Genomic DNA, 24,605 nt, shown 5'->3' on the forward strand with positions numbered 1-24,605 from the left:
GCAGGGCGGTTTCAGTCCGGGCGAGGGTGTCAGCCGTGGGCAATCCACTCAGCGGCGCGTTCGGCGATCATGATCGCGGCCGCGTTGGTATTGCCGCCAACCAGTGTCGGCATGATCGAGGCATCGACGACGCGCAGCCCCTCGATACCATGAACACGTAACTGGCTATCCACCACGGCCATCTCGTCCTGCCCCATCTTGCAGGTGCCGATCGGGTGGTAGATGGTGTCGGTACGTTTGCGCAGTAGTTCGATCAACTGTTCATCGTTGTGCAGGCCGGCGCTGTACATATCCCTGAGGCCGAAGCTGGCCATGGGCGTCTGGGCAATGATGTCACGGGTGATGCGGTAGCCTTTTAGCAGTGTTGCGACATCGTCGTCATGGGCAAGGAAGTTGGGGTCGATACGCGGCGCCTTGCGCGGGTCTGGCGAGGCCAGGCCGACGCTGCCGATGCTCTTGGGGCGAAGCACGCACACGTGGCAACTGAAGCCATGACCCCAGTGCAGTTTGCGATTATGGTCATCCACCGTGCCGATCACCGAATGCAACTGGATATCCGGGCGCTCCAGGCCTGGATCGGTCTTGAGAAACGCGCCGGCCTCGGCGCAGTTGCTTGCAACCGGGCCATTGCGATGGCGAGCGTAGTCGAACATGGCCTTGCCCATCTTCACGCCTCCGCTCAGGGAAAAGCCCAGCAGCGAAGTGTCGTTGCTCTTGTAGCACAGCACTACGTCGGCGTGATCCTGCAGGTTCTGGCCAACGCCCGGGAGCTCATGGCGCAGGGCGATGCCCTGGGGCTCGAGTTCGGCTGCCGAACCAATGCCGGAGAGCATCAGCAAGTGCGGGCTGCCAAAGGCGCCTGCTGACAGTATGACCTCCTTGCGCGCCCTCAGGTGCACGCGCGAGCCCTTGATCAGCGCCTGTACCCCGGTCGCCTGCTTGCCTAGCAGGACGATACTTTCGACATGGGTATGAGTGAGCACGGTAAGGTTGCTGCGATGGCGGACCGGTTTGAGGAACGCCGTCGCGGTGCTCCAGCGGCGGCCGTCGCGAATCGTCACATCGTAATAGCCAGCGCCTTCCTGAGTGGCACCATTGAAGTCGGGGTTGTAGGTGTGCCCGGCACGCAGCGCGGACTCCACGAAGGCTTCGCTGGCAGCGTGGCGATTGGCCGGGCTGACGTAGAGCTCGCCGTCGCCTCCGTGATACTCGTTACTGCCGCCGTGGTGCATTTCGCTCTTGCGAAAGTACGGCAGAACATCGTCGAAGCCCCAGCCTTCGTTGCCCAGCGCCTGCCAGTCATTGAAGTCGTCCTGATGGCCGCGAATGTAGATCATGCCGTTGATCGAACTGCTGCCTCCGAGCACCTTGCCTCGGGGCTGGTAGCCTACCCGCCCACCCAGACCAGGCTGAGGGGTGGTCTTGAATGCCCAGTTGACGTGGCGCGTTGGCAGGATGGCAGCCAGGCCCAGGGGAGTATGGATAAGTGGTGATCGGTCCTCCGGCCCAGCCTCGAGCAGGCAGACGGTGACACTGGGATCGGCACTGAGGCGATTGGCAAGGACACAGCCGGCAGAGCCGGCACCCACGATCAGATAATCGAATTCCATGTTGTTGTTCTCGAGGGAATCATTGGGAGGTCTGGACAGGAACAGGTTCGCTAGCCATCCCAGTTCGTGTGGTCGTTGACGAAGTCCAGAATATGGCGCTGTGCCTGGAGGGCTTGCGGAAGCGCCGCAATCATCTGGAACACGTGTGGCAGCTGTTGCCAGATTTCCAGGCGAACCGGCACTCCGGCCGCCGCCGCGCTGGACGCCGCGCGGACCGAGTCGTCCAGCAGCATTTCGGTGCTGCCTACTTGCAACAGCAGTGGTGGCAAGCCGGCGAAGGAGCCGAACAAGGGCGACACTTCAGGCGACGCGTGCTTTTCGGCCGATGCGTAGAAGCCGCGGATAGCGATCGCGAAAGGCAGGGTGAAGATCGGGTCGTGATGGGCATTGCCCAGCGCGCTCGCACCACTTAGGGTGAAATCGAGGAACGGTGACAGCAGCACTGCGCAGCTTGGCAGCTGTGCTCCCTCGTCCCGGAGCCGCTGCAGCAGCGCCAGCGCAAGGTTGCCGCCGGCGGAGTCGCCAGCGATCACGATGTGTTCGGGCCTGGTCCCCTGTTCGAGCAGCCATCGGTAGGTGGCATGGGCCTGATCAAGCGCCGTGGGGAAGGGGCACTCGGGCGCGAGGCTGTAGTCCACCATCAGCGCCCTGGCCTTGAGCGGTCTGCACCAGTTCGCCACCATCGCGGCATAAATCTGCGGGGTGTAGGCGACGAACGCACCACCGTGGATGTACAGCAGCACGCGCTCCTGCCTGCAACTGGCCGGCGACAGCCAGTGCGCAGGGGTACCGTTGCACGAGACTCTGGTCCGAAGCACATCCGTTGGTAGCGCTTGGCCTTGGCGATCCAGCTGCGCGAACTGCTTGCGCAGGCGCTGGATATCGATACCCATGCCGTGGCGGGACTTCACCGACAGGCGCAATAGCAGGTTGAGCAGCCTGCGCTTCCAGCGACCTTCGCTCGGGTCGATGACACGGGTATCGGCCCGGCTTCTTGCAGGGGCGTTCATGACGCCACCTCGCGCGCTGGTGAGCCCGGCCATTGGTAGTCACGCAACTCCTGGCGCAACTGGATCTTGCTGACCTTGCCGGTGGCGGTATGCGGCAGAGCCTCGACGAACACGACGTCGTCAGGGGTGCAGAAGCGTGCGACCTTGCCAGCATAGAGTGCGAGAATCGCTTCACGGGTCGGTGCTTCTCCGGGTTTGGCCACCACCACCAACAGAGGGCGTTCGTCCCATTTCGGATGGGCGATCCCCAGCGCGGCTGCTTCAGCGACGGCAGGGTGGCCCATGGCGATGTTCTCCAGCTCGATTGAACTGATCCACTCACCGCCCGACTTGATCACATCCTTGGCCCGGTCGGTGATCTGCATGAACCCGTCCTGGTCGAGACTGGCGACGTCGCCGGTCGGGAACCAGCCGTTCACCAGCGGCGTTTCATCACTGCGGTAGTAGCGATCGACCACCCAATGGCCACGTACGACCAGCGCCCCCGAGGTCTTGCCGTCACGCGCCACCTCGTTGCCGTCATCGTCCACGGTTTTCAGGTCGATGCCGAATGGTGGCCGGCCTTGCTTGATGCTGATGGCGAAACGCGCCTCTTCGTTCAGGCCCAGGTGCGACGCTTTCAGGGTATTCACGGTGCCCGTCGGTGACATTTCAGTCATGCCCCAGGCGTGCTGGATCCGTATACCGAACTCCTGTTCGAAGCTGCGCATCAGTGCAGGCGGACAGGCGGCACCACCGACCACCAGGCGCTGCAGGCTGGGCAGGCGCTTGCCGGTCTGCTGCATGTACTGCTGAAGGCTCAGCCACACGGTAGGAACGCCGGCCGAGAAGGTGACACCTTCCTGTTCGAACAGTCTGAAGACACTTTCACCGTCCAGGCCGGCACCGGGCAGCACCAGCTTGGCGCCTACCAGGGCCGCCGAATACGGTAGCCCCCAGGCATTGACATGGAACATCGGCACGATCGGTGCCACGACCTCGCGGGCCGACAGCGAGAGCGAGTCGGGCAGGGCACTGGACAGCGCGTGCAGCAGCGTGGCGCGGTGGGAGTAGAGCACGCCCTTGGGGTTGCCGGTGGTCCCGGAGGTGTAGCACAGCGCTGCGGCCGCATGCTCATCGAGTGTCGGCCAGACGAACGTCGCGGGTTCGGCAGCCAGCAGCGCCTCGTAGCACAGCAGGCGGGTCTCGCCCGCGGTCGGCATCTGCGCAGCATCCGACAAGGCGATCCAGTGCTTCACGCTCGGGCACTGCGCCGCGATTTCGGCGACCAGCGGGGCGAAGCTTTCGTCGAAGCAGACCACCTCATCTTCGGCGTGCCTGATGATCCACCCGACCTGTTCCGGGAACAGCCGCGGGTTGATGGTGTGGGTGATGGCCCCCATGCCCGAGATCGCATAGTAGAGCTCGAAATGACGGTAGCCATTCCAGGCCAGGGTGCCCACCCGGTCGCCAGGTTTGACGCCCAGGCGGGTCAGAGCGTTGGCCGCTTGCCTGGCACGCTGATGAGCGTCGGCATAGGTGTAGCGGTGCAGGGCGCCACCAGGGAGGCAGGAAACGATTTCAGTATCGCCGTGATACCGCTGCGCATGCTCCAGCAGTGAAGGGATGGTCAGCGGGAGCGTCATCATTTGACCTAGCATGATATTCAGCCTTTTACCTTTCTTGTTTTTCACACACTGGCGGCGAGGCCGTGGGCGTCGTGGTTCAACCGGTGACCTTGGCGGGCCGCGGGGTGAGTGCTTGTTGCTGGGCGCGCTGGAACTCCAGGTGGTGGTCTTCGATCGGGTCCTTGAGCAACATCTTCTTGTCGCGCCCGTAGTGCATGAAGACGAACCAGGGGTGCGACCGGCCCTGACGCGGCAGGAAGTGCTGGTCACGCTGGATGTAGCCGGACTTCATCGAATTCAGGATCCCGTCGCTCAACGCGTTGTTGCCGTTGTCGTAAGGGGTCACGACATCCAGGTTGCGTTGTTCCATGTAGCGGAACAGGCGGCACAGGTAAGTGGCGGCCAAGCCGACCTTGAGTGTCCACGACACGTTGGTGTAGCCGAAGATCCAGGCCATGTTCGGCAGGTTTTCCAGCAGCACACCCTTGTAGGTCATCTGCTCGCCGATCGGGTACGGCGTGCCGTCGACCGAGACGGTCATGCCGCCCAGCAACTGCAAGCGCAGCCCGGTGGCAGTGATGATGATGTCGGCTGGCAGTTCCTTGCCCGACTTGAGGCGAATGCCATGCTCGGTGAAATGCTCGATCTGGTCCGTCTCCACCGACGCCTGGCCGTTGCGAATGGACTTGAACAGGTCGCCGTCGGGTACTGCGCACAGGCGTTCGTCCCAAGGCATGTAGTTCGGGGTGAAGTGGCGCATGTCGGCATTCGGGCCTACCTGGCGGCGCACGTGTGCCAGGATGATCCTGCGCATAAGGCGAGGCCATTGCCGGCAGGCAATGTACACGGCGCGGTACAGCATGATGTTGCGTTTACGTGCCAGGCCGAGCGCCCAGCTTGCAGGCATGATGCGGGAGAGCACGCCCGTGAGCTTATCGGTCGAAGGCAGCGAGTAGATGTACGAGGGGGAGCGCTGCAGCATGGTGATATGGCGGGTCTTGTCGGCCATCGCCGGAATCAGCGTGGCAGCGGTGGCCCCGCTGCCAATGACCACGACATTCTTGTCGCGATAGTCCAGGTCCTCGGGCCAATGCTGGGGATGGATCCGCACACCTTTGAAGTCGTTCTCCCCTGGAAAGGTGGGCAGAAAACCCTCGTCATGGTTGTAGTAGCCGGTGCAGCAGAGCAGGAATCGGCAGGTGTAATGCCGGATATCCCCGCTGGCTTCGTGCAGCACCGTCAATTGCCACAGGCGCTGCTGGCTGCACCAGTTCGCAGCGAGGGTCCTGAGGCCGTAATGGATCTTGTCGGCAAGGCCGTACTGCTTTGCGGTGTCCTGGATGTAGCGCCGGATCGAGGCACCGTCAGCCAGCACCTTGGGGCTGTCCCAAAGGCGGAACTTGTAGCCGTAGCTGAGCATGTCGGAGTCGGAGCGGATGCCTGGATAGCGGAACAGGTCCCAGGTTCCGCCCATGCACTCACGCCGTTCCAGAATGGCGAGATTACGGTTGGGGAACTCGTCCATCAGATGGCAAGCCGTGCCGATGCCGGACAGGCCTGCACCGATGATCAAGGTATCGAAATGAAGGTTGCTCATGGAATCTCCGCGCCTTCGGGGTCTGACCGGGTCGTTGATTGAAAGGTGGGTATCAGCGCACAGGCGATCACGCGGCAGTCGTTCGGCAGCCGCGAGACGGCAGTGCTGAGGCCCGGAGGGGCGTGGACGGCAGCGGGTGGGGCAATGGAGTCGTGCATGCGATGAGCTCCGTTGATTGTTGTTGTTTTACCGCACTGTAATCCGCTGTCGGCTTTAACGCAACGACTGTTATGTTTAAGACCGAAACGATTTTTGCCTGCGGAGCCAAGCTTGCGTGATCACGCCTTGAAACAAGGGCGGAGGCAGAGCATCCGCCCTTCGACAGGTCAGCGGCTGGCGGCGGCGAGGCCTGCGAGGTAGTGCGCCAGCGCTTGTGCCTCGGCTGGTGAAAGCAGACCGGCGGTCGCGTTCATGGCCCCACTTGGGTCCGTCCGCGTGCCCTGCTTGAACGCCAGGAGCTGGCTGAGCAGATAAGCTTGTCCCTGCCCGGCGAGTCGCGGTCCAGTTGCCCCGCCCATGAAATCGCTGCCATGACAGGCGCTACAGCCCCGCGCTGCGGCACTCGCCTGGCCCTCGGCCGACAACCGCTCATCTGCCGCCGGTGTGTCGGTGCGCAGCGGCGTCTGTCGGGCAAAATACTGCGCCAGCGACGCGATCTGGTCGTCGCTCAATGTGGCGGCCAGTGGCTCCATTTGCGCACTGTGCCGTTTGCCCTGTGCAAATGCCTGGAGTTGTGCCTGGAGGTAGCTGGCCTGCTGCCCCGCGAGGGATGGGTACTGCTCGTTCTGTGACTGCCCGGAAGCCCCATGGCATGCGTTGCAGGTATCCTGGGGTTGCGGCCAGGTTCCGACATCGGCGTCGTAGCGGGCGTAGTGGCTGTCCAGTGCACTCATGAATCGATAGCCCGCCAGCATCTGCGGGCCGGCAATGACTGCCGCCAGCACAAGCCCGGTAACGCCGACCGCAACACCTATCAGCAAAGCGCGTTTCATCATGCGTTCCTCCGATTGGCAACCAGCGCCTGCAATGCTTCCAGGGCAGCTCGGTGGCCGGAGCGCACTGCGCCATCCATGCTGCTGGCCCAGATGTCAGCGGTTTCGGTGCCCGACCAGATCAGCCGACCGACGGCAGGTTTCAGGTAGCGGCCCCAACGGGTGAGAAAACCGGGAGGGATGGCGCCGACACAGGTCAAGGTCCAGGGGTCGACCTTGGCCCAGTCGTGATCGTGGTACTGCCTGAACTGCAAGGCTTCATCACCCAATGCCTGGGCAAAAATGCCAGCCAGCGTCTGGCTCGCCCGTTCGGCTTCATGTGTCAGCTGGGCGCTGCGCACGAACGCCGAAAGGATGCCGACGCTGCCATCGGCGGGCGAGTTGTCGCAGGAGAAGATCAGGGGGCCATCGGCCTGGCTGATCTGCCCATTGAGCCCTTTGTCTCGCCAGAATGGCCGGTCGTAGACATGCACCGTCTTGCGCATCGGTGCATGGGCAGGCCACAGCCGTTGCAGTTGCGCGCGCCCCTCGGGCAAAGCCGGCTCGAAGACAATCTGGTGGCACAGTGCGGGATGCAGTGCAACGATCGCCTGGCGGGCGCGGACCAGCCCCTGGTCTGTGTAGATTTCGACGATGTCCCTGTCCCAGTTGGCGATCTTGCGTACCGGGCTGGACAGCCTCATGCGATCGCCCAACGCCTCTGCCATGCGCGTGCTCAATACATGGGAACCGCCCACGAAGCGGGTCTCCTGGGCGCCGCCATGGAAGCCCTCCAGCCTTTCCATACTGCAGTCGGCCGAGTTGATAAGCGAGAGGTAGTGGAGCAGGGCCAGGCTGGCTGGCGGCGTACCGGTGGTCAGGCCTATGGAAGTGTCAAAGCTGAAACGGCTGGCATTGTCGATGCCTTGGTTCGTCAGCCATTGGGCTACCGACAGTTTGTCGATTTCGACCGCATCGGCTGCGGTCCACGGCTCCTTGCTCGGAACCTTGCGCGAGAGTTGGTTGAGCTTCGCAGTGACAGGGTTGCCATGGGCGGCGCTGAGATCTTCCTCGTATCGGGCGTTGCCCGCCAGATAGACATTGCGGCCCTGGTAGTAGCTCGGGAAGGTCTCGACTTCCAATTCGCGTGCCAGGTCGAAGATGGCCGTCTGTCCGGGGCCTGCCCATTGCCCTCCGGCCTCCGCGATCACACCGCCGCCGAGTTGATGGTTGACGGTCCGTCCGCCTACTCGATCCCGAGCCTCCAGTACGGCGAAGGAGGTGCAGCCAGCGCGATGCAGATCTCTGGCTGCGGTGAGGCCGGCAAGCCCGGCGCCGATGACAATCACGTCCAGTACATCTGGCGGGGTTGCCTCTACCGTCTGGGCCAGCGCTCGCCCGGCGAGCCCCGTACCACCTGCCAACGCCACGCCAGCGAGCGCCTGCAGAAGCAGACGCCGGCGGCATGCCGGCGAAGACGTGTCTTCAGTGTTCATTTTTGCCTCGGCACGCTATTGTTGTATTTAAATAACCGCAGTTATGTAAAATAGCGTAGCGCGATCGTCGTGCAAAGAGGGAGCGAGCGTCCAGTCATCGTTTCAGCCCCGAAAATCGGGCGTCGATCGCTACGCGACCTATATTAAATAGTCGGTGTTATCTAAATTTGCTGCACACAACCCAAGGAGCTACCCATGAACATGTTGAAAGTGATAGCCGTTGCATCGATCATCTGCGCGCCAGTGGTCTATGCCGCGGACAAGACCGAAACTGACAACTGTACTGCCAAGATCGACCAGCTCGACGCTATCGAGCGTTCCGAGGGCGCCGGCCAACACGGTGGAGTGGCCACGGATATTCGCAAACTGATTGCGCAGGCCAAGGAAGCTCGGGAAAAGGGCGATGGAAAAGGGTGCCTGGCCGCAGCCAACAGGGCACTGAGCGTGTACAAGAACGCATCCAAGTAGAGTGTCTCACCGGCCAAAGCGGGGCGCGATTGGCCAGGGCCGGACGACTTGTTGTCCGGCCCATGAGCTACAGATCAGGTTCGATCACTTGGCCTTGCGCGTGGTACCGCCCTTTGCAGGTGGCGCTATCAGTGTGATGAGCGCATCGAGCAGGGCATTCCCGCGCTCGGCGCTGAAGCGCTCGGGCTCGATCGGCATCATCATCAGCCAGCCGTCACAGATGGTGCTGATCTGGTCAGCCAGTACATCGGGCGGTATGTCGTCGCGGATTTTTCCCTGGCGCTGCTCTGCCTCGATCACCACGGTAAACACCTGGCGGAATCTGGCATAGCGCTGCTTTATGACATGCGCGAACGCCGGTTCGTGCCGGGCATGGGTGAGCAATTGCAACCAGGAAAGCCAGAGCGTCGACTCGCCGTCGTTGACCCACTCCATCCACTGCCGGAGCAGCGCGGGAATGTTCATCTCTGCCTGGTTCGCTGCCAGCATCGTGTCGACCTGGTCGAACAGGCTCTGGGCGACCTCGGTGATCATCTCTTCCTTGTTGGCGAAGTAATAGGTCACCGCGCCTGTGGTGCAGCCTGCGTGTTTTGCGACATTGCGCATCGAAGCCCCGGCGTAGCCATCCCGCGCGATCACGGTAATGGCCGCCTCCAGCAGTTCTGCACGTTTGGCGTCGCGGTCGCCCACGGGCCGTCCCCGGCGTGCCGAACTGCGAGGTGCATTCGTACCGGCAGAAGTGGTGGCTGTTCTGGAAGGTGACTTGGAATCAGGCATGGGGTCTCAGGATTTCAGGACGAAAACGTTTCTGGATCAGGTGGCTGGTTTCCACGGTTGGCCCAGCATAGAGAAATCGAGCGTGGATTACACCTGCCTGAAGGCAGGAATGATTCTCCACGCCGATTGAAGCGGCAGCCGGGCCTTTGCCAACCACCGCCGAGTCAGGCGCTACCGCTTCCTGCTACGGCCACCGCGCGAATCTCCACTACCAGCTCTGGCAGGGCTAGCTCTGTGATACCGACCGCAGTCCAGGAAGGATACCGTGAGGGGAAGTATTCATCCTTGATACTCGCGAATACTGGCATGTCAGCCCTTAGCCGGGTGTGAAAAGTGGTCAGTTCCACCACATCCTCCAGGCCTGCACCAGCTGCTTGCAGCACCTTGGCCAGCGACTGGAATGCCAGGTGTGTCTGGGCTGCCACGTCGCTTTCAGGTTTCATTTCGCTGTCGATGCCGACCTGCCCCGATACCCAGATGAGGTCGCCAACGCGGGTGGCCTGGGAGTAATGAAACTGATCATAGAACAGCTGGGTTGGCGGTGGATTGATCGATAGCCGTTTCAAGGGGTTGGTGTTCATGGTGCCTCCTGTTCAGACAACCTGGCGGAAGGTGGGATGGCGAAACGCGGCACCGGCCGTGAGCTGCTTGAGCTCCTCGGTGAACAGCACGCCTTGCGGTGGGTATCCCGCCTTGCTGTCCTGCGGTAGCGGCTTGAAGGTGGCGTCGTCACCGAAGAAGCGGAAAACGAAGGTGTGGCGGCTGGGGAAGGCACTGTCGACCGGAGCACCGCCATGTAAGGATGCCGGATGCAGCAAGATCACATCACCCGGTTCGGTGGCCCAAGAAAGCACATCGTAGGCCTGTGGATTGAGTTTGCGCTCGGCTTCGATATCGGGCAGGCGGGGAAGGGCGCCGTTGTCGTGCAGCGGTTGGGTCGGATCGTCAGGGTCGGCGAATGTGGTGCCATCGTAGCGTGGCCCGCGATGCGAGCCACGGATGATCTCCAGCGCGTTGCGTTGCGGGATGGATTCGAAGCTGATCCAGGCATTGCCCCAATGCTCGCCGGCCCAGGGCAGGTAGGAGGTGTCCTGGTGCCAGAGGGTCCGGGAGCCTTGCCCGCCGGCTTTCAGGAAGACCTCTTCAGCAAAATACCAGACATTCCGCGAACCCCAGATTCGGGCGAAGAGGTTGCCCAGCGGCAGGGTTTCGACGAGCGCTTCGAGGCGCTGTTTGGCCACCGGGTTAGCATTGTCGACATGCGACTGCTGCGTGGTGCCAGCGAACATTCGGGTTGCATGGGGGCCATGGTTTTCCACGGCCCAGTCATACGCTTCACGACAGCGCGCCAGTTGCTCCTGGTTCAGAAGCCCCTTGACCAACACGGCGCCATCTTCATGAAAAGCCCTGCTTATCGAGTCTTGCATGAGCGTCCTCCCGGACCGTTTTTTTTGTAGGTAACCAGGAGGCTAGCAAGCAGCCACATATATGACAACAACAGTTATGTGAATATGTGTTTCCGAGAACAATCAGCTCAAGGCTTGGACATCCAGTCGATCACCGCTGCGTAGTCCTCTGCTGTGCAATCCGTGCACAAGCCGCGGGCAGGCATGGCGTTGAAACCTTCCGTGACATGCTTGACCAGCACATCCTTGCCTTGAGCGAGCCGCGGCTTCCAAGCTTCGGCGTCACCTTTTTTCGGCGCCATCGGTAGCTGGCCGTTATGGCACATCTGGCAACTGCGATTGAACACGCTCTCTGGGGGCTGTGTCGCATGGGCCAGGGAGGTGAGTGACACACAGACGGAAAATATCGATACCAAGGCGCTTTTCATGGTCATGCTCTCAAGATGTTGTTTTTAGATAAGGGATATTGTTATAGCGCTCGCGCCTGGCTTGCGAAGTTGCTACGCATCTTGTGCAGGGCGGGCATCACTATGCTGACTTACTCCGCTAATGGAGTTTTCCGGCTGATATCAAGTTCGAGTAGCGCATCCAGCTGTGTCTCAATCTGCAGGAAGCGCATGGCGCGTTTAGGGGAAACAGCACTAGCGATGCGCCGTGTGTACTTCTCACGCAGTTCTATGTGCTCTTCCTGGAGGGTGTAAATTCGATCGAGCAACTCTGTGGCCAGCTCATCGGTCACATAGCCTTTGTTATAGGCCTGGCCGTAGTCGATCATGGTTTCCAGGATGTTCTTGTTGATTTTCAGCGCTTCTGCACGGTAAGTGTTGTAGATCGGCCAGAATTTTTCGTTTTCCTGACCCTCCAGGCTCATGTTGTTTTTAACCACGATTTTGCGTTTGTAGTCGGCATCATCCAGGTTGTTCTGTATCTGTGCCTGGTTCTGTCGCATGACGTCCTTGCCCGAGGGAAGTTCGTGCTCGGCAGCCAACAATGGCAGGCTGCAAAATGCAAGTAGCATAGCGGTGGTTCTTAAAAGCATTTCTATTCCTTGGCAATTGCCCGGGGGAGGGCGGCGCTTTATTTGAACAGTGCTGTGTCAGCGTCTGGTCGATTTTTCGCGAAGTAAGTCCTGGGAAAACAGCTGTGCTGGCTTTAGGTAGTTTCGTGAGGGGCGAAGTCTTTCGTGATTACCCTTTCCAGGTGAGCCCCTCACGTGTAGTGAGATACCTAGAAAGGGTCTTTATGGAGTCATATGAGTCGATAATGACTCATTAGGGTCGAATTTATCACCACCCCGATACGCAAGCAAGACGCCTCAGCGGCTGCGCTCGAGATTCTTCTGCGCTGCAGCCGCCAAATCCGGCGGCAGGAAGTCCTTGTCCGGGTTGTAGTCCGGCTTCAGGTACCGCTTGAGGTCTTCCAGGTCCTGCGGGCTCAAGGTGCCGGCCGCCTGCTTCAGGCTCAGGTTGTCGAGGATGTAGTCATAGCGGCTGTTGTTGTAGTCGCGCACCGAGGTGTACAGCTGGCGCTGGGCGTCGAGCACGTCGACGATATTGCGAGTACCCACCTGATAGCCGATCTCGGTGGCTTCCAGCGCGCTCTGGTTGGAAATGATCGACTGCTTGCGCGCCTGCACCTGTTCCACATCGGTGTTCACCGCGCGGTGCAGGTTGCGGGTGTTTTCCACCACCTGGCGGCGCAGGCTTTCCCGCTGCTGCTCGCTCTGGCTCAGGCGCTGGTAGGCCTCGCGCACCTGCGAGCTGGTCAGGCCGCCGCTGTAGATCGGGATGTTCAACTGCAGGCCGATGCTGGTCTGCTCGACGTCGCCGCCATAGCGCGTGACGGGGGCCGGTGCGGGGTTGGTGAAACCGAAGTTGTCGTTGTCACCCTTCTGATACTTGGCGACTGCGTCCAGGGTCGGCGCATGGCCGGCCTTGCGCTGGCGCAGGGTTTCCTCGGCAGCGACCACCGCATGGTTGGTGGCCAGCAGGTTGAGGTTCTGACGCCCGGCGGTTTCGACCCAGGCCTTGGCGTCGTTGGGCGCAGGGACCTGCACCGGCAGGGTATGGACCACGCCCTGAATCGACGTGTATTCCCGGTTGGTCAGGGTCACCAGGGCCTCGAAGGCATCCTGTACTTGGCGCTCGGCAATGATCCGGTTGGCCCTCGCCGTGTCGTAGCTGGCCTGGGATTGCAGCACATCGGTCTTGTCGGACAGGCCAACGTCGAAGCGTTCGTTGGACTGGTCCAGTTGGCGCTTGAAGGCAGCTTCCTCGGCCTTGGTCGCAGCCAGGTTGTCCTGGGCGCGAAGCACGGCGAAGTAATTCTGCGCGGTTTGCAGGATCAGGTTCTGTTCGGTCGCCGACAGCTCCAGCGCCGCCTGTTCGTTGACCGCTTCGGCCGCCTGCAACTGGAACCAGCGGTCGGCGCGGAAGATAGGTTGCGCCAGGGTAGCGCTCCAGGTATTGCCGCTGCGGTTGCTGGTGGCCGATGGTTCGTCCAGCTTGGTGCGGGTGTTCAGCATCTCGGCACCGGCCGACAGGTTAGGCAGCAACCCGGCGCGAGCCTGTGGCACCACTTCGCGACGGGCGCCGTAATCGGCGCGGGCCGCAGCCAGGTCAGCGTTATTGTCGACCGCTTCCTGATAGACGCTGACCAGGTCGGTCTTGACTGTTTGGGGCACGTCCGCTGCCCAGACCACTCCGTTGGACGCACAAGACACGGCTATCGCCAGTGAGAATTTGCGCAGCATAGAGGTAATCCTTCAATACTGATTTGTGGATAGGTATTCAGCCTGGCTTGTCCCGCCTCTGGCAGCCGCTTTTTCGAACTGCCGGAGGGCGCACACACGGCGCATAGGCCCTTGCCCTCTATGCACATGGATAGGACTGCATTTACAATAACGGGCGATATGCTAATGCTTGGGTCGTGCTGAGGCAACGGTTGAACAGCGGTAATTGCCTTGCGTTCAGTCACGGTCTTTGGATTGCGTACCTCGCCCATGCTGTGACAGCTCCTGCTGAGCCTGGACAAGGAGGTAGTGACGAGCAGAACGCTGTTTTGCTTTGCGCTTGAGGCAAGCCCCTGCAGGAGCAGGGAATGTATCGAGAGACCGGCTGCGAGTGCGCCCTTGGGGCATCGGCCGTGCGGAACCATTTCATGAAGAGGGCATTTGACATGACGCTGCTCAAGTCGGTACTGGCATGCGGTTTATTGGGCAGTCTGGGCCTTGCGCTTGTCGGGTGTCGGGAGGAGGTTCGTTCAGAGGAACCGCTACGCGCCGTTCGGACCCAGATCGTAAAGGCCGCCACCATCGGTGAGGAGGTTGCCCAGACGGGAGAGGTACAAGCTCAGGTCGTGACCGATCTCGGCTTTCGCATCGGCGGGCGCGTAGCCACTCGAACCGCGGAAGTCGGAATGAGCGTTGCCAAGGGGCAGGTTCTGGCGACGCTCGAACCTAATGATGTGCAAAACGAACTGCGGGCTGCGGAAGCCGAATTGACAAGCGCCGAAGCGACCGAGCAGCTTGCCAGGTCTCAGTTGAGCCAACAACGCACGCTGTTTGACAAGCAGTTCGTCGCGCGTGTACGTGTTGAAGAGGCCGAGGCAAACTGGCGAGCCGCGAACGCAAGACTGAATGTTGCGAAAACCAGATTGTTTACGACACGCGACAAGCTTTCCTACACGGAGCTGCGTGCACCAAGCGCAGCCATCGTCAGCGCTGTCGCTGTGAACGCAGGACAAGTCGTCGATGCGGGGCAATTGGCGATCAAGCTGTCCTCGACAAACGACCGCGTTGCAGTCTTCAACGTGTCCGAGCGGCTTTACACATCGGTTCCGTCCGATGTGAAAGTGGAAGTGGCACTCGTATCTGACCCGTCGATCAAAGTCATCGGCTCAATTCGCGATGCAAGCCCTACTGCTGATGTGGCAACACGTACTTACCGGGTTCGTGTTGCTTTACCGGATGCGCCTCCTGTCATGACGCTGGGGGCTACCGTGACCGGGCGCCTTGTTTTGAGTGGCAAGCCCCTGGTCATCCTGCCAGCCTCCGCATTGACCAGTGACGGTGCGACGCCTGCTGTTTATGTCGTCCAGCCCACCACGCATGAGCTGGTGCGCAAACCAGTCGTGGTAGCGCGCTACACGGCTGGCCAGATAATCATCGAATCCGGGCTGACGGAAGGTGAGGCGGTTGTAACCGCAGGGGTGAGCAAACTCAGACTTGGTCAAAAAGTCGCGTATGACGCAGAGCAGGTGATGAAATGAGTTCGAAGCCAAAACTCGATAAAGAGCAGGCCGGCTTCAACCTCTCGGCGTGGTCGATCGGTCAAAAGCCTCTGATGTTTTTCCTGATGCTCATTACGCTCGTTGGCGGAATGATCAGCTATGAAAACCTGAGTCGAAACGAAGATCCTGCGTTCACCATCAAAACCATGGTGGTCGCTGCGCGCTGGCCCGGCGCGAACATTGAAGACACGACCAATCTGCTGACTGATCGGCTGGAAAAGAAACTGGAAGAGATACCCTATCTCGACCGACTCGATAGCTACACCCGTCCAGGCGAAACCGTCATCATGGTCAACCTGCGCGATGATGCTCCGTCGCAGATCGTCCCTGATGCGTGGTACCAGGTTCGCAAGAAAATGGCAGATATCGGCGCAACGCTTCCTGCGGGTGTTCAAGGGCCATTTTTTGACGACGAGTTTGGCGATACCTATGGCCAGATTTTCGGCTTTACCGGCGAAGGCTTTTCCGACCGGGAGCTGCGTGACTACCTTGAGGGCGTGCGTGCGGAGCTACTGCGCCTTCCCAGCATTGGCAAGGTGCAACTGCTCGGTGTGCAAGAGGAGCAGATCGTCGTGGAATTTTCACCTGCCAGGCTTGCGGCTTTTGGCTTGGACGAAGAGGCGATCCTGCACGCGCTGAAGGCGCAAAACGCTGTCATTCCTTCCGGAACGGTACGGTTGCCTGATGACAAGATCGCGCTGCGAGTCAGCGGAGGGTTTGCCTCCGAGGAAAGTTTGCGCAGTTTGACGTTGCGAGCTGACAACCGGTTTGTGCCACTGACCGAGCTTGTCGATATCCGCAGAATCCCGGCCGACCCGCCAGCGCCATTGTTCCGGGTGAACGGCGAAAAAGCGCTCGGCCTTGCCGTTTCGATGGCTGCGGGCGGCAATCTCCTGGAGTTTGGAGAGGCGGTGCGGGCCCGTATGAATGAGGTCGGAGCGACCCTTCCCTACGGTATCGAAATGGCGCTGGTAGCCGACCAGTCTACTGTCGTGAAGCAGGCGGTTAGCGGGTTTCTGACGGTGTTGGCGGAGGCAGTTGCGATCGTCCTGGCAGTGTCGTTTCTGTCACTCGGTGTGCGTGCCGGCCTGGTTGTGAGTATTTCGATCCCGTTCGTGTTGGCGCTGACATTCATCGGGATGGAGATCATGGGTATCGGTCTTCAGCGAATATCTCTGGGCGCGCTGATTATTGCGTTGGGGCTGCTTGTCGATGACGCGATGATCACCGTCGAGGCCATGGTCGGGAAACTGGAAGAAGGCTGGAACCTGTCGCGGGCGGCGAGCTTTGCCTACGAGTCAACAGCGTTTCCAATGTTGACGGGTACGCTCGTCATGATTGCCGGGTTCATTCCAGTTGGCTTCGCGGCTTCAAGTGCCGGCGAATACTGCTACTCGATGTTCATGGTGGTATTGATTTCATTATCAGCATCCTGGGTGGTAGCGGTTCTGTTTTCACCCTTGCTTGGCACCATGATTCTACCTGAGGCTCTGCCGCAGCATGAGCATGGCGGAGGTAAACTCATGGGCGCCTACCGGCGGGCCTTGGGCTGGGTTCTGCAGCATCGCGCAATAACGCTCGGCGCTGCAGTAACGGCTTTTGTCGCCTCCCTCGGCGCTGCATCTTATCTTGAGCAGCAGTTCTTTCCGCCCTCGGACAGGCCAGAGCTGCTGGTAAGCCTGACGCTGCCGCAAAATGCTTCCCTGGATGCGACGGAGCGCGAAGCGGCAAAACTCGAGAAGTTGCTTAAAGCTGACCCTGCTGTCGAGCGTTTTTCCACCTATATCGGCTCTGGGGCTATCCGTTTCTATCTGCCCATGGAAGTTTTGCTGCAGAACGAGAACATCACGCAAACTGTCGTGATCGCCAAAGGGGTCAAAGAACGGGATGCCCTGCAGGCGCGCCTGGCTGAGAGTTTCAAAACAGAGTTTTCCGGCCTCATCGCGCGCGCGACTCCGCTTGAATTGGGCCCGCCGGTGGGCTGGCCGTTGAAGTACCGTGTCACCGGCCCGGATCAGGCTACGGTGCGTGATTTGGCGTCGCGCCTGGCCAACATTTTATCTGCCAACTCCGACACCCGTGAGGTCCATCTTCTATCAGGCGAGCCGCAAAGAAGCGTCCTGGTCAAGGTTGACCAGACCCAGGCACGAGCATTGGGCCTGTCTTCAGAGGACGTTGCCAGTGCCCTGGCGACGATTTTCTCTGGCTCTGCGGTGACCAGCGTGCGTGACAAGGACCGTCTTGTGGACGTGATCGTACGGGCGCAAAGCGGTGAGCGAACCGACCTTGCGACCCTTGCGAACCTGCAGATACGTACACCTCAAGGCCATACCATTCCCTTGAGCCAGATTGCTGTCCTCAGCTATGGCGTTGAAGACCCGATCATCTGGAGACGGCAGCGTCTTCCTCTGATCACTGTGCAAGGGGATGTTCGCGAAGGGCTAGAGGCTGCAACGGTCGTGCAGGCACTGGCGCCAGCGGTAACGGATTTTGCTGCGCAGCTACCCAAGGGCTACAACATCGCGACAGGCGGAGCAGTCGAGGAGGCTGCGAAAGGCAGTGCGTCACTGGCTGCTGTTCTGCCTATTACGGCGTTGGTGATGTGCGTGCTGTTGATGGTGCAGTTGCGTAGTTTCTCGCGGATGTTCCTGGCGCTGGCGATGGCGCCGTTCGGCTTGATCGGTGTGGTCATGGCGATGTTGCCGACCGGGACACCTATGGGGTTCGTCGCACAGCTTGGTGTAATTGCACTTGTCGGTATGATCGTCCGCAATGCCGTTATCCTGATCGAAGAAGTGGATATCAACATCAGTACCGGCCAGTCGCCGCGTGAGGCTATCACGCATGCGGCCATTCACCGGGCGCGCCCCATTGTGTTGACGGCTTGTGCGGCAATTCTCGGGATGATTCCAATCGCGCCTCAGATTTTCTGGGGGCCCATGGCTTTTGCGGTCATCGGCGGGCTTGCCGTTGCCACGATCATTACGTTGACGGTTCTACCCTGTGCCTTGTTGCTTTTGCTGCAATGGGAACATCGAAATGGTCAACCTCGACACGCGGAACATCCAGTGGTGTTGCAAGAGCACGACTAGGGTCGGCGGATTGGCCATCTGAACGAGCTGGCATCCAGCCCCCAAAGATACCGGCGCCGATAACATCGATAACCAAGGTTCAACCTTGGTTATCGTGCTCTACGGGCCGTTGCCGGTTTCGCGTCGCTTTATCGTGTGTTGCCTCCCGGTGCTTCTTTCGCGGCTTGCAGAACGATGGTGTCAAACCATTTCTCCATGAAGGCGTCATTTTCGAACCACTGACATAGCGCAAATGCCGTTGCGGGAAAGCCGGAGATGGAACGCTGTTGCCTGATGTTCGTGATGGTCATTCTCGGGCCACCGCTTTTGATGGTGACGACATCGCCTCTAAACAGGTTGTTCATCCAATACCTCTGTTGAGTTTGCAGTGCTCTGTAGGCGGCTCGCTGCGCCTTGGAGGAGAGCCGGTGATCAACTCGCGACCCATAGAGAGAGACGGTGCAACGTGGCACGCCGCGATCAGATACGCATGTTCTTTTGTGGCTCTAATGAGACATTATTGACTCATTAGTGATTCGAAGATATCATTCGGGTCGTTTTCAATCAAGGCTGTGGTGAGTGATGGGCAAGATACATACGATAGGGATGGGTGGGCTGCTAGCTGTTGCGGTGGCGTTGGCCGGTTGCGGAGCGGGTGAGGAGCCACAGGCCGCCTCTGCAGCGGTTGTGCCCGTGGAGACCGTGACGGTGACGACCGAACAGTTGGCGCTGGCCTCGACGCTGCCTGGCCGGGTCGAGCCGATGCGGGTAGCAGAGGTACGTGCCCGTGTGGCCGGTATCGTCTTGCACAAGCGCTTTGAAGAAGGTGCCGACGTCAAGGCCGGCGATGTGCTGTTCCAGATCGACCCGGCGCCATTCAAGGTGGCCCTGGCGCGCGCCGAAGGCGATCTGGCGCGTGCTCAGGCGGTACAGCAAGAGGCTCAGGCACGGGTCAAGCGCTACGAGCCACTGGTCAAGATCGAAGCTGTCAGCCAGCAGGATTTCGATAGCGCTACCGCCGAGCTGCGTAGTGCTCAAGCCGCTGTGCGTACGGCACAGGCCGATGTGCAGACCGCACGTCTGAATCTTGGTTATGCCACGGTAACCGCGCCCATTTCCGGCCGCATCGGCCGCGCCCTGACCACTGAAGGCGCGTTGGTCGGGCAGGGCGACGCCACGTTGATGGCGCGTATCCAGCAGCTTGATCCGATCTATGTCGACTTCACCCAGTCTGCCGCCGATGCCCTGCGTTTGCGTCAGGCGCTCAAGGAAGGTGCCCTGACAGGTGGCGAAGACAAGGCTCTGAGCGCCCAGGTGGAAGGCACCGATTACCAGCGCCAGGGCGCGCTGATGTTCACCGATGTGGCGGTCGACCGTGGCACCGGTCAGGTCACCTTGCGCGGGCGCTTCGACAACCGCGACGGCATCCTCCTGCCTGGCATGTATGTGCGCGTGCGCACCCCGCAGGGCACCGACCAGCAGGCCATCCTCGTGCCGCAACGGGCAGTGCAGCGTGGCAGCGACGGCATGGCACGGGTGATGGTCGTGGGGACCGACAACCTGGCCGAGGTACGCAGTGTGCGTACCGGCGTGATGCAAGGCTCGCGCTGGCAGATCAGCGAAGGCCTGCGTGCCGGTGACCAGGTCATTGTCGGCAGCCCGGCCGGATTGGCCCCTGGCATGCCCGTGGCGCCGGCTCAGGCGCAACAGGCCGCGGCGCACTAAGGCGAGGTTAGCGAGATGTCCAAGTTCTTCATCAATCGGCCGAATTTCGCCTGGGTCTTGGCGTTGTTCATTTCCCTGGCCGGCTTGCTGGTGATCCCGGCGCTGCCGGTGGCCCAGTATCCCAGCGTGGCGCCGCCACAAATTTCCATCACCGCCACCTACCCGGGTGCATCGGCCAAGGTGCTGGTGGAGTCGGTAACCAGCATCATCGAGGAGTCGCTCAACGGCGCCAAGGGCCTGCTGTACTACGAGTCCACCAACAACTCCAACGGTGTCGCCGAGGTGATGGTGACTTTCCAGCCCGGTACCCTGCCGGACATGGCCCAGGTCGATGTGCAGAACCGCCTGAAGAAGGCCGAGGCGCGCATGCCCCAGGCTGTGCTGACCCAGGGGCTCAAGGTGGAGCAGGCCAGTTCGGGCTTCCTGCTGATGTATGCCCTGACCAGTGCGACAGGTGGGCGCGACAATGTAACGGCGTTGTCAGACTACGCGGCGCGTAACATCAACAACGAACTGCTGCGCGTACCCGGTGTGGGCAAGCTGCAGTTCTTTGCCTCCGAAGCGGCCATGCGCGTCTGGGTCGACCCGCAGAAACTTGTGGGCTACGGCCTTTCCATCGACGACATCAGCAATGCCATCCGTGGTCAGAACGTCCAGGTACCGGCTGGCAGCTTCGGCAGCACGCCGGGCGCCAGCGAACAGGAACTGACCGCGACCTTGGCCGTGCAAGGTACCCTGGAAACCCCGGAAGCGTTCGCCGCTATCGTCCTGCGTGCCAACCCGGACGGTTCCAGCGTACGCCTGGGTGATGTCGCGCGCATGGCCATCGGCAGCGAGAACTACAACCTGTCTGCGCGCCTGGATGGTAAACCGGCAGTGGTAGCAGCAGTGCAACTGGCGCCCGGGGCCAACGCCATCCAGACCGCGACGCTGGTCAAGGAACGCCTGGCGGAGCTTGCGCAGTTCTTCCCCGAGGGCGTCGAGTATTCGGTGCCCTACGACACCTCGCGCTTCGTCGACGTGGCCATCGAGAAGGTGATTCACACCCTGATCGAAGCCATGGTGCTGGTGTTCCTGGTGATGTTCCTGTTCCTGCAGAACGTGCGCTATACCCTGATCCCGTCGATCGTGGTACCGGTGTGCCTGCTCGGCACGCTGATGATCATGAAGCTGCTCGGGTTCTCGGTGAACATGATGACCATGTTCGGCATGGTGCTGGCTATCGGCATCCTGGTGGACGACGCCATCGTGGTTGTGGAGAACGTAGAGCGTCTGATGGCTGAGGAAGGGTTGTCGCCGGTAGACGCAACCATCAAGGCGATGGGGCAGGTATCCGGGGCGATCATCGGTATCACCATGGTGCTGGCAGCGGTGTTCCTGCCGCTGGCGTTCATGTCCGGCTCCGTGGGGGTGATCTATCAGCAGTTCTCGGTGTCGCTGGCGGTGTCGATCCTGTTCTCTGGCTTCCTGGCCCTGACCTTCACCCCGGCGTTGTGCGCCACACTGCTCAAGCCGGTCGCACATGGGCATCATGAAAAGGGCGGCTTCTTTGGGGCGTTCAACCGCACATTCGCCCGCATGACCGAACGCTACTCGGTAATGAACAGTGCCCTGGTGGCCAGTGCCGGGCGTTGGATGCTGGCCTATGTCGGCATCCTGGTGGTCCTGGGTTACTCCTATGTACGAGTACCGGAGGCGTTTGTCCCCGCCGAAGACCTGGGCTATGGCATCGTCGACGTGCAGTTGCCGCCGGGTGCCAGCCGGGTGCGTACTGATCACACTGCACAGGCACTGGAAGGTTTCCTGATGTCCCGGGAAGCTGTCGCCAACACCATTGTCGTGACTGGTTTCAGCTTCTCGGGCCAGGGTGAGAATGCCGCGTTGGCATTCCCGACCTACAAGGACTGGTCGTTGCGTGGCAAAGAGCAATCCGCAGCAGCTGAAACTGCCGTGGTCAATGAGCAGTTCGCCGCCAACGGCGACGGGGCCATTACCGCGGTCATGCCGCCGCCGATCGACGGCCTGGGCAACTCCGGTGGTTTCGCCCTGCGCCTGATGGACCGTGGCGGCCTGGGGCGCGAGGCATTGCTGGCCGCCCGCGACCAACTGCTGGCCCGCGCCAATGAAAACCCGGTGATTCTCTACGCGATGATGGAAGGCCTGGCCGAGGCACCGCAGTTGCGCGTGCACATCGACCGCGAGAAGGCCCGCGCCCTGGGCGTGAACTTCGAGTCGATCAACAACACCCTGGCCACCGCCTTCGGTTCTGCGGTGATCAACGACTTCAGCAACGCCGGGCGCCAGCAGCGCGTGGTGGTGCAGGCCGAGCAGGGCGAGCGCATGACCCCGGAAAGCGTGCTGCGCCTGTATGTGCCGAACGCCCAGGGCGAGCAGGTGCCGTTCAGTGCCTTCGTCACTACCCAGTGGGAAGAAGGGCCTGTGCAACTGGTGCGCTACAACGGCTACCCATCGATCCGCATCGCTGGCGACGCCTCGCCAGGCCACAGTACCGGCCAGGCCATGGCCGAGATGGAGCGCCTGGTCAGTGAGCTGCCGCCGGGGATCGGCTACGCCTGGACCGGCCTGTCGTACCAGGAGAAGGTGTCCAGTGGCCAGGCCGCGGGCCTGTTCGCCCTCGCCATCCTGGTGGTGTTCCTGCTGCTGGTAGCGCTGTACGAGAGTTGGGCGATCCCGCTGACGGTGATGCTGATCGTGCCGATCGGTGCGCTGGGCGCGGTGTGGGCGGTGCTGCTTACTGGCCTGCCCAACGATGTGTACTTCAAGGTCGGCCTGATCACCATCATCGGCCTGGCGGCGAAGAACGCGATCCTGATCGTCGAGTTTGCCAAGGAACTATGGGAGAAGGGCTACAGCTTGAGTGACGCTGCCATCGAGGCTGCGCGCCTGCGCTTCCGCCCGATCGTGATGACCTCCATGGCCTTCATCCTCGGCGTGGTGCCGCTGGCCATCGCCACTGGCGCTGGCGCGGCCAGCCAGCGCGCCATTGGTACCGGAGTAATCGGCGGCATGCTCAGCGCAACCTTGCTGGGCGTGGTCTTCGTGCCGATCTGTTTCGTCTGGGTGCTGAAGCTGCTCAAGCGCAAGCCGGCCCCCATGCAACACGCTGTCGAGGTGGTGAAGTGATGGTCATGGGTAAACTTGCAATGCCGTTGGCGCTGGCCTGTGCCCTGGTCGGCTGTTCGCTGGCGCCGACCTACCATCGCCCGGAGGCACCGGTGCCGGCGCAGTGGGGCAATGCCACCGGGCAGCAGGGCCAGGCGGTGGCGCAGCTGGACTGGCAGGCGTTCATCCTTGACCCTACGCTGCGCCAGCTGATCGGCACCGCCCTGGGCAACAACCGTTCCCTGCGCCAGGCCTTGCTCGACATCGAGCAGGCCCGTGCGTTATACGGCATTCGTCGTGCCGATCGCGTGCCGGGGCTGAACGCCGGCGCTTCGGGCAATCGCCAGCACTTGCCGTCGGACCTCTCCAGCGATGGCCGCGAAGGCGTCAACAGCACTTATCAGGTAGGGCTATCGCTGCCGGAGTACGAAATCGACTTGTTCGGCCGCGTGAAAAGCCTGAGCGACGCAGCGCTCGAGCAGTATCTGGCAACCGAGGAAGTCAGCCGGGCTGCACACATTGCCCTGATCGCCGAGGTCAGCCAGGCTTACCTGACCCTGGATGGCGCCGAGCGTCGCCTGACGCTGACCCGCCATACCCTGGGCAGTCGCGAAGACTCCCTGGCCCTGATCGGCCAGCGCCGCACCGTAGGCACCGCGACGGCGCTGGATCATCAGGAGGCATTGGGGCTGGTCGAGCAGTCGCGAGCGGAGCTGGAGTCCGTCCTGCGAGAGCAGCAGCAGGCATACAACGCCTTGGTGCTGCTGCTCGGCAGCGCCAGCGCGGCCAGGGTGATCCCTGCCGAACGGCCCGAGGCACCGATGCTGCTGCAGGACATCGCCCCGGGTGCACCGTCGGCACTGATCGAGCGGCGTCCGGACATTCTTGCCGCCGAGCATCGACTGCGGGCGCGTAACGCCGATATTGGCGCGGCACGGGCGGCGTTCTTTCCACGGATCAGCCTGACCGGCAGCTTCGGTACCTCCAGCGCGCAGATGTCCGGGTTGTTCGAGGGTGGCTCGCGCAGTTGGGGCTTCATGCCGCAACTGTCGTTGCCGCTGTTCGACGCCGGGCGCAACAAGGCTGTCCTGAGCCTGGCCGAGGCGCGCAAGGACTCGGCGGTTGCAGCCTACGAAGGCACGATCCAGACCGCCTTCCGGGAAGTGGCCGATGCACTGGCCGCCAGCGATACATTGCGGCGTGAGGAGATCGCACGCAAAGCGTTGGCCGACACCAGCCGCGCGAGTCTGGTACTGGCGAAGGCTCGCTATGAGGGTGGTGTGGACAGCCATCTGCGGTATCTGGATGCGCAGCGCAACACCTACCTGAACGAAGCGGCTGCTATCGATGCGAGTATCGAGCGGCAAAAATCGCTCGTCGACCTGTTCCGCGCCCTTGGTGGTGGCTGGCCTGCGCGGGGATAGCTCATCGATCCTTTGGTTGGTCTGGCCAAC

Annotated in this window: 19 protein-coding genes; 6 read left to right on the top strand and 13 right to left on the bottom strand. The window is 61.3% G+C overall.

Going from position 1 to position 24,605, the window contains the following annotated elements; genetic code table 11:
- Nucleotides 1-29: 29 nt before the first annotated feature.
- From R9B85_RS23925 to R9B85_RS23950, 6 genes are all read right to left on the bottom strand, one after another.
- Entirely contained in the window at nt 30-1,610 is a 1,581-nt protein-coding gene (locus tag R9B85_RS23925; RefSeq protein WP_423770642.1) for a GMC family oxidoreductase, read from the bottom strand.
- A 50-nt stretch (nt 1,611-1,660) separates the two neighbouring features.
- Nucleotides 1,661-2,653, bottom strand: coding sequence for an alpha/beta hydrolase (locus R9B85_RS23930; RefSeq protein WP_423770643.1), 993 nt, complete (start codon nt 2,651-2,653; stop codon nt 1,661-1,663).
- Nucleotides 2,617-4,248, bottom strand: a complete 1,632-nt coding sequence (locus R9B85_RS23935) for a 3-(methylthio)propionyl-CoA ligase (RefSeq protein ID WP_423770644.1) — start codon at nt 4,246-4,248, stop codon at nt 2,617-2,619. The genes R9B85_RS23930 and R9B85_RS23935 overlap by 37 nt, the downstream gene beginning before the upstream one ends.
- Before the next feature lie 76 nt (nt 4,249-4,324).
- Nucleotides 4,325-5,824 carry a flavin-containing monooxygenase gene (locus tag R9B85_RS23940; RefSeq protein WP_423770645.1) on the bottom strand — a complete coding sequence of 500 codons (1,500 nt, stop codon included), beginning with the start codon at nt 5,822-5,824 and terminating at the stop codon, nt 4,325-4,327.
- A 326-nt stretch (nt 5,825-6,150) separates the two neighbouring features.
- Entirely contained in the window at nt 6,151-6,819 is a 669-nt protein-coding gene (locus R9B85_RS23945) for a c-type cytochrome (protein WP_258392857.1), read from the bottom strand.
- On the bottom strand, nt 6,816-8,291 hold the full coding sequence (locus R9B85_RS23950; protein ID WP_112253737.1) for a flavin monoamine oxidase family protein: 1,476 nt from the start codon (nt 8,289-8,291) through the stop codon (nt 6,816-6,818). Before R9B85_RS23950 ends, R9B85_RS23945 begins: the two co-directional genes overlap by 4 nt.
- Before the next feature lie 195 nt (nt 8,292-8,486).
- Here R9B85_RS23950 and R9B85_RS23955 point away from each other — a divergent pair, with 195 nt between their 5' ends.
- Entirely contained in the window at nt 8,487-8,759 is a 273-nt protein-coding gene (locus tag R9B85_RS23955; protein ID WP_112253736.1) for a hypothetical protein, read from the top strand.
- Between the two features lie 84 nt (nt 8,760-8,843).
- Here the strand turns inward: R9B85_RS23955 and R9B85_RS23960 are convergent, their stop codons facing one another.
- The 6 genes from R9B85_RS23960 to R9B85_RS23985 form a co-directional block, all read right to left on the bottom strand.
- Entirely contained in the window at nt 8,844-9,449 is a 606-nt protein-coding gene (locus R9B85_RS23960) for a TetR/AcrR family transcriptional regulator (RefSeq protein WP_112253735.1), read from the bottom strand.
- A gap of 251 nt (nt 9,450-9,700) precedes the next feature.
- Nucleotides 9,701-10,117, bottom strand: coding sequence for a RidA family protein (locus tag R9B85_RS23965; protein WP_112253734.1), 417 nt, complete (start codon nt 10,115-10,117; stop codon nt 9,701-9,703).
- 12 nt (nt 10,118-10,129) lie between these two features.
- Nucleotides 10,130-10,963: a phytanoyl-CoA dioxygenase family protein gene (locus R9B85_RS23970; RefSeq protein ID WP_112253733.1), complete on the bottom strand. Its 834-nt coding sequence runs from the start codon at nt 10,961-10,963 to the stop codon at nt 10,130-10,132.
- A 107-nt stretch (nt 10,964-11,070) separates the two neighbouring features.
- Entirely contained in the window at nt 11,071-11,370 is a 300-nt protein-coding gene (locus R9B85_RS23975) for a c-type cytochrome (RefSeq protein ID WP_112253732.1), read from the bottom strand.
- Between the two features lie 110 nt (nt 11,371-11,480).
- Nucleotides 11,481-11,981, bottom strand: a complete 501-nt coding sequence (locus R9B85_RS23980) for a transcriptional regulator (RefSeq protein ID WP_423770646.1) — start codon at nt 11,979-11,981, stop codon at nt 11,481-11,483.
- A gap of 276 nt (nt 11,982-12,257) precedes the next feature.
- Complete coding sequence (locus tag R9B85_RS23985; RefSeq protein ID WP_423770647.1) at nt 12,258-13,694, bottom strand: TolC family outer membrane protein; 1,437 nt, start codon at nt 13,692-13,694, stop codon at nt 12,258-12,260.
- A 425-nt stretch (nt 13,695-14,119) separates the two neighbouring features.
- Between R9B85_RS23985 and R9B85_RS23990 the strand changes: the two genes are divergently transcribed.
- Entirely contained in the window at nt 14,120-15,211 is a 1,092-nt protein-coding gene (locus R9B85_RS23990) for an efflux RND transporter periplasmic adaptor subunit (RefSeq protein ID WP_252192241.1), read from the top strand.
- Nucleotides 15,208-18,324 (top strand): efflux RND transporter permease subunit, encoded by a 3,117-nt coding sequence (locus R9B85_RS23995; protein WP_252379397.1) that lies wholly within the window; start codon nt 15,208-15,210, stop codon nt 18,322-18,324. Before R9B85_RS23990 ends, R9B85_RS23995 begins: the two co-directional genes overlap by 4 nt.
- Before the next feature lie 128 nt (nt 18,325-18,452).
- On the opposite strand, the gene R9B85_RS24000 is transcribed toward R9B85_RS23995, so the two are convergent.
- Nucleotides 18,453-18,668, bottom strand: coding sequence for a YodC family protein (locus R9B85_RS24000; RefSeq protein WP_181457392.1), 216 nt, complete (start codon nt 18,666-18,668; stop codon nt 18,453-18,455).
- A 217-nt stretch (nt 18,669-18,885) separates the two neighbouring features.
- On the opposite strand from R9B85_RS24000, the gene R9B85_RS24005 reads away from it, so the two are divergent.
- Genes R9B85_RS24005 through R9B85_RS24015 form a run of 3 tightly spaced genes read left to right on the top strand, consistent with a single transcriptional unit; the run spans nt 18,886 to nt 24,575 of the window.
- Nucleotides 18,886-20,028: a MexC family multidrug efflux RND transporter periplasmic adaptor subunit gene (locus tag R9B85_RS24005; protein ID WP_215521426.1), complete on the top strand. Its 1,143-nt coding sequence runs from the start codon at nt 18,886-18,888 to the stop codon at nt 20,026-20,028.
- Between the two features lie 15 nt (nt 20,029-20,043).
- Nucleotides 20,044-23,172 carry an efflux RND transporter permease subunit gene (locus R9B85_RS24010; protein ID WP_252379396.1) on the top strand — a complete coding sequence of 1,043 codons (3,129 nt, stop codon included), beginning with the start codon at nt 20,044-20,046 and terminating at the stop codon, nt 23,170-23,172.
- Complete coding sequence (locus tag R9B85_RS24015) at nt 23,172-24,575, top strand: efflux transporter outer membrane subunit (protein WP_423770648.1); 1,404 nt, start codon at nt 23,172-23,174, stop codon at nt 24,573-24,575. Before R9B85_RS24010 ends, R9B85_RS24015 begins: the two co-directional genes overlap by 1 nt.
- Nucleotides 24,576-24,605 lie beyond the last annotated feature (30 nt).

This window comes from Pseudomonas sp. NLJ1, from assembly GCF_049486705.1.
Lineage (GTDB): Bacteria > Pseudomonadota > Gammaproteobacteria > Pseudomonadales > Pseudomonadaceae > Aquipseudomonas > Aquipseudomonas inefficax.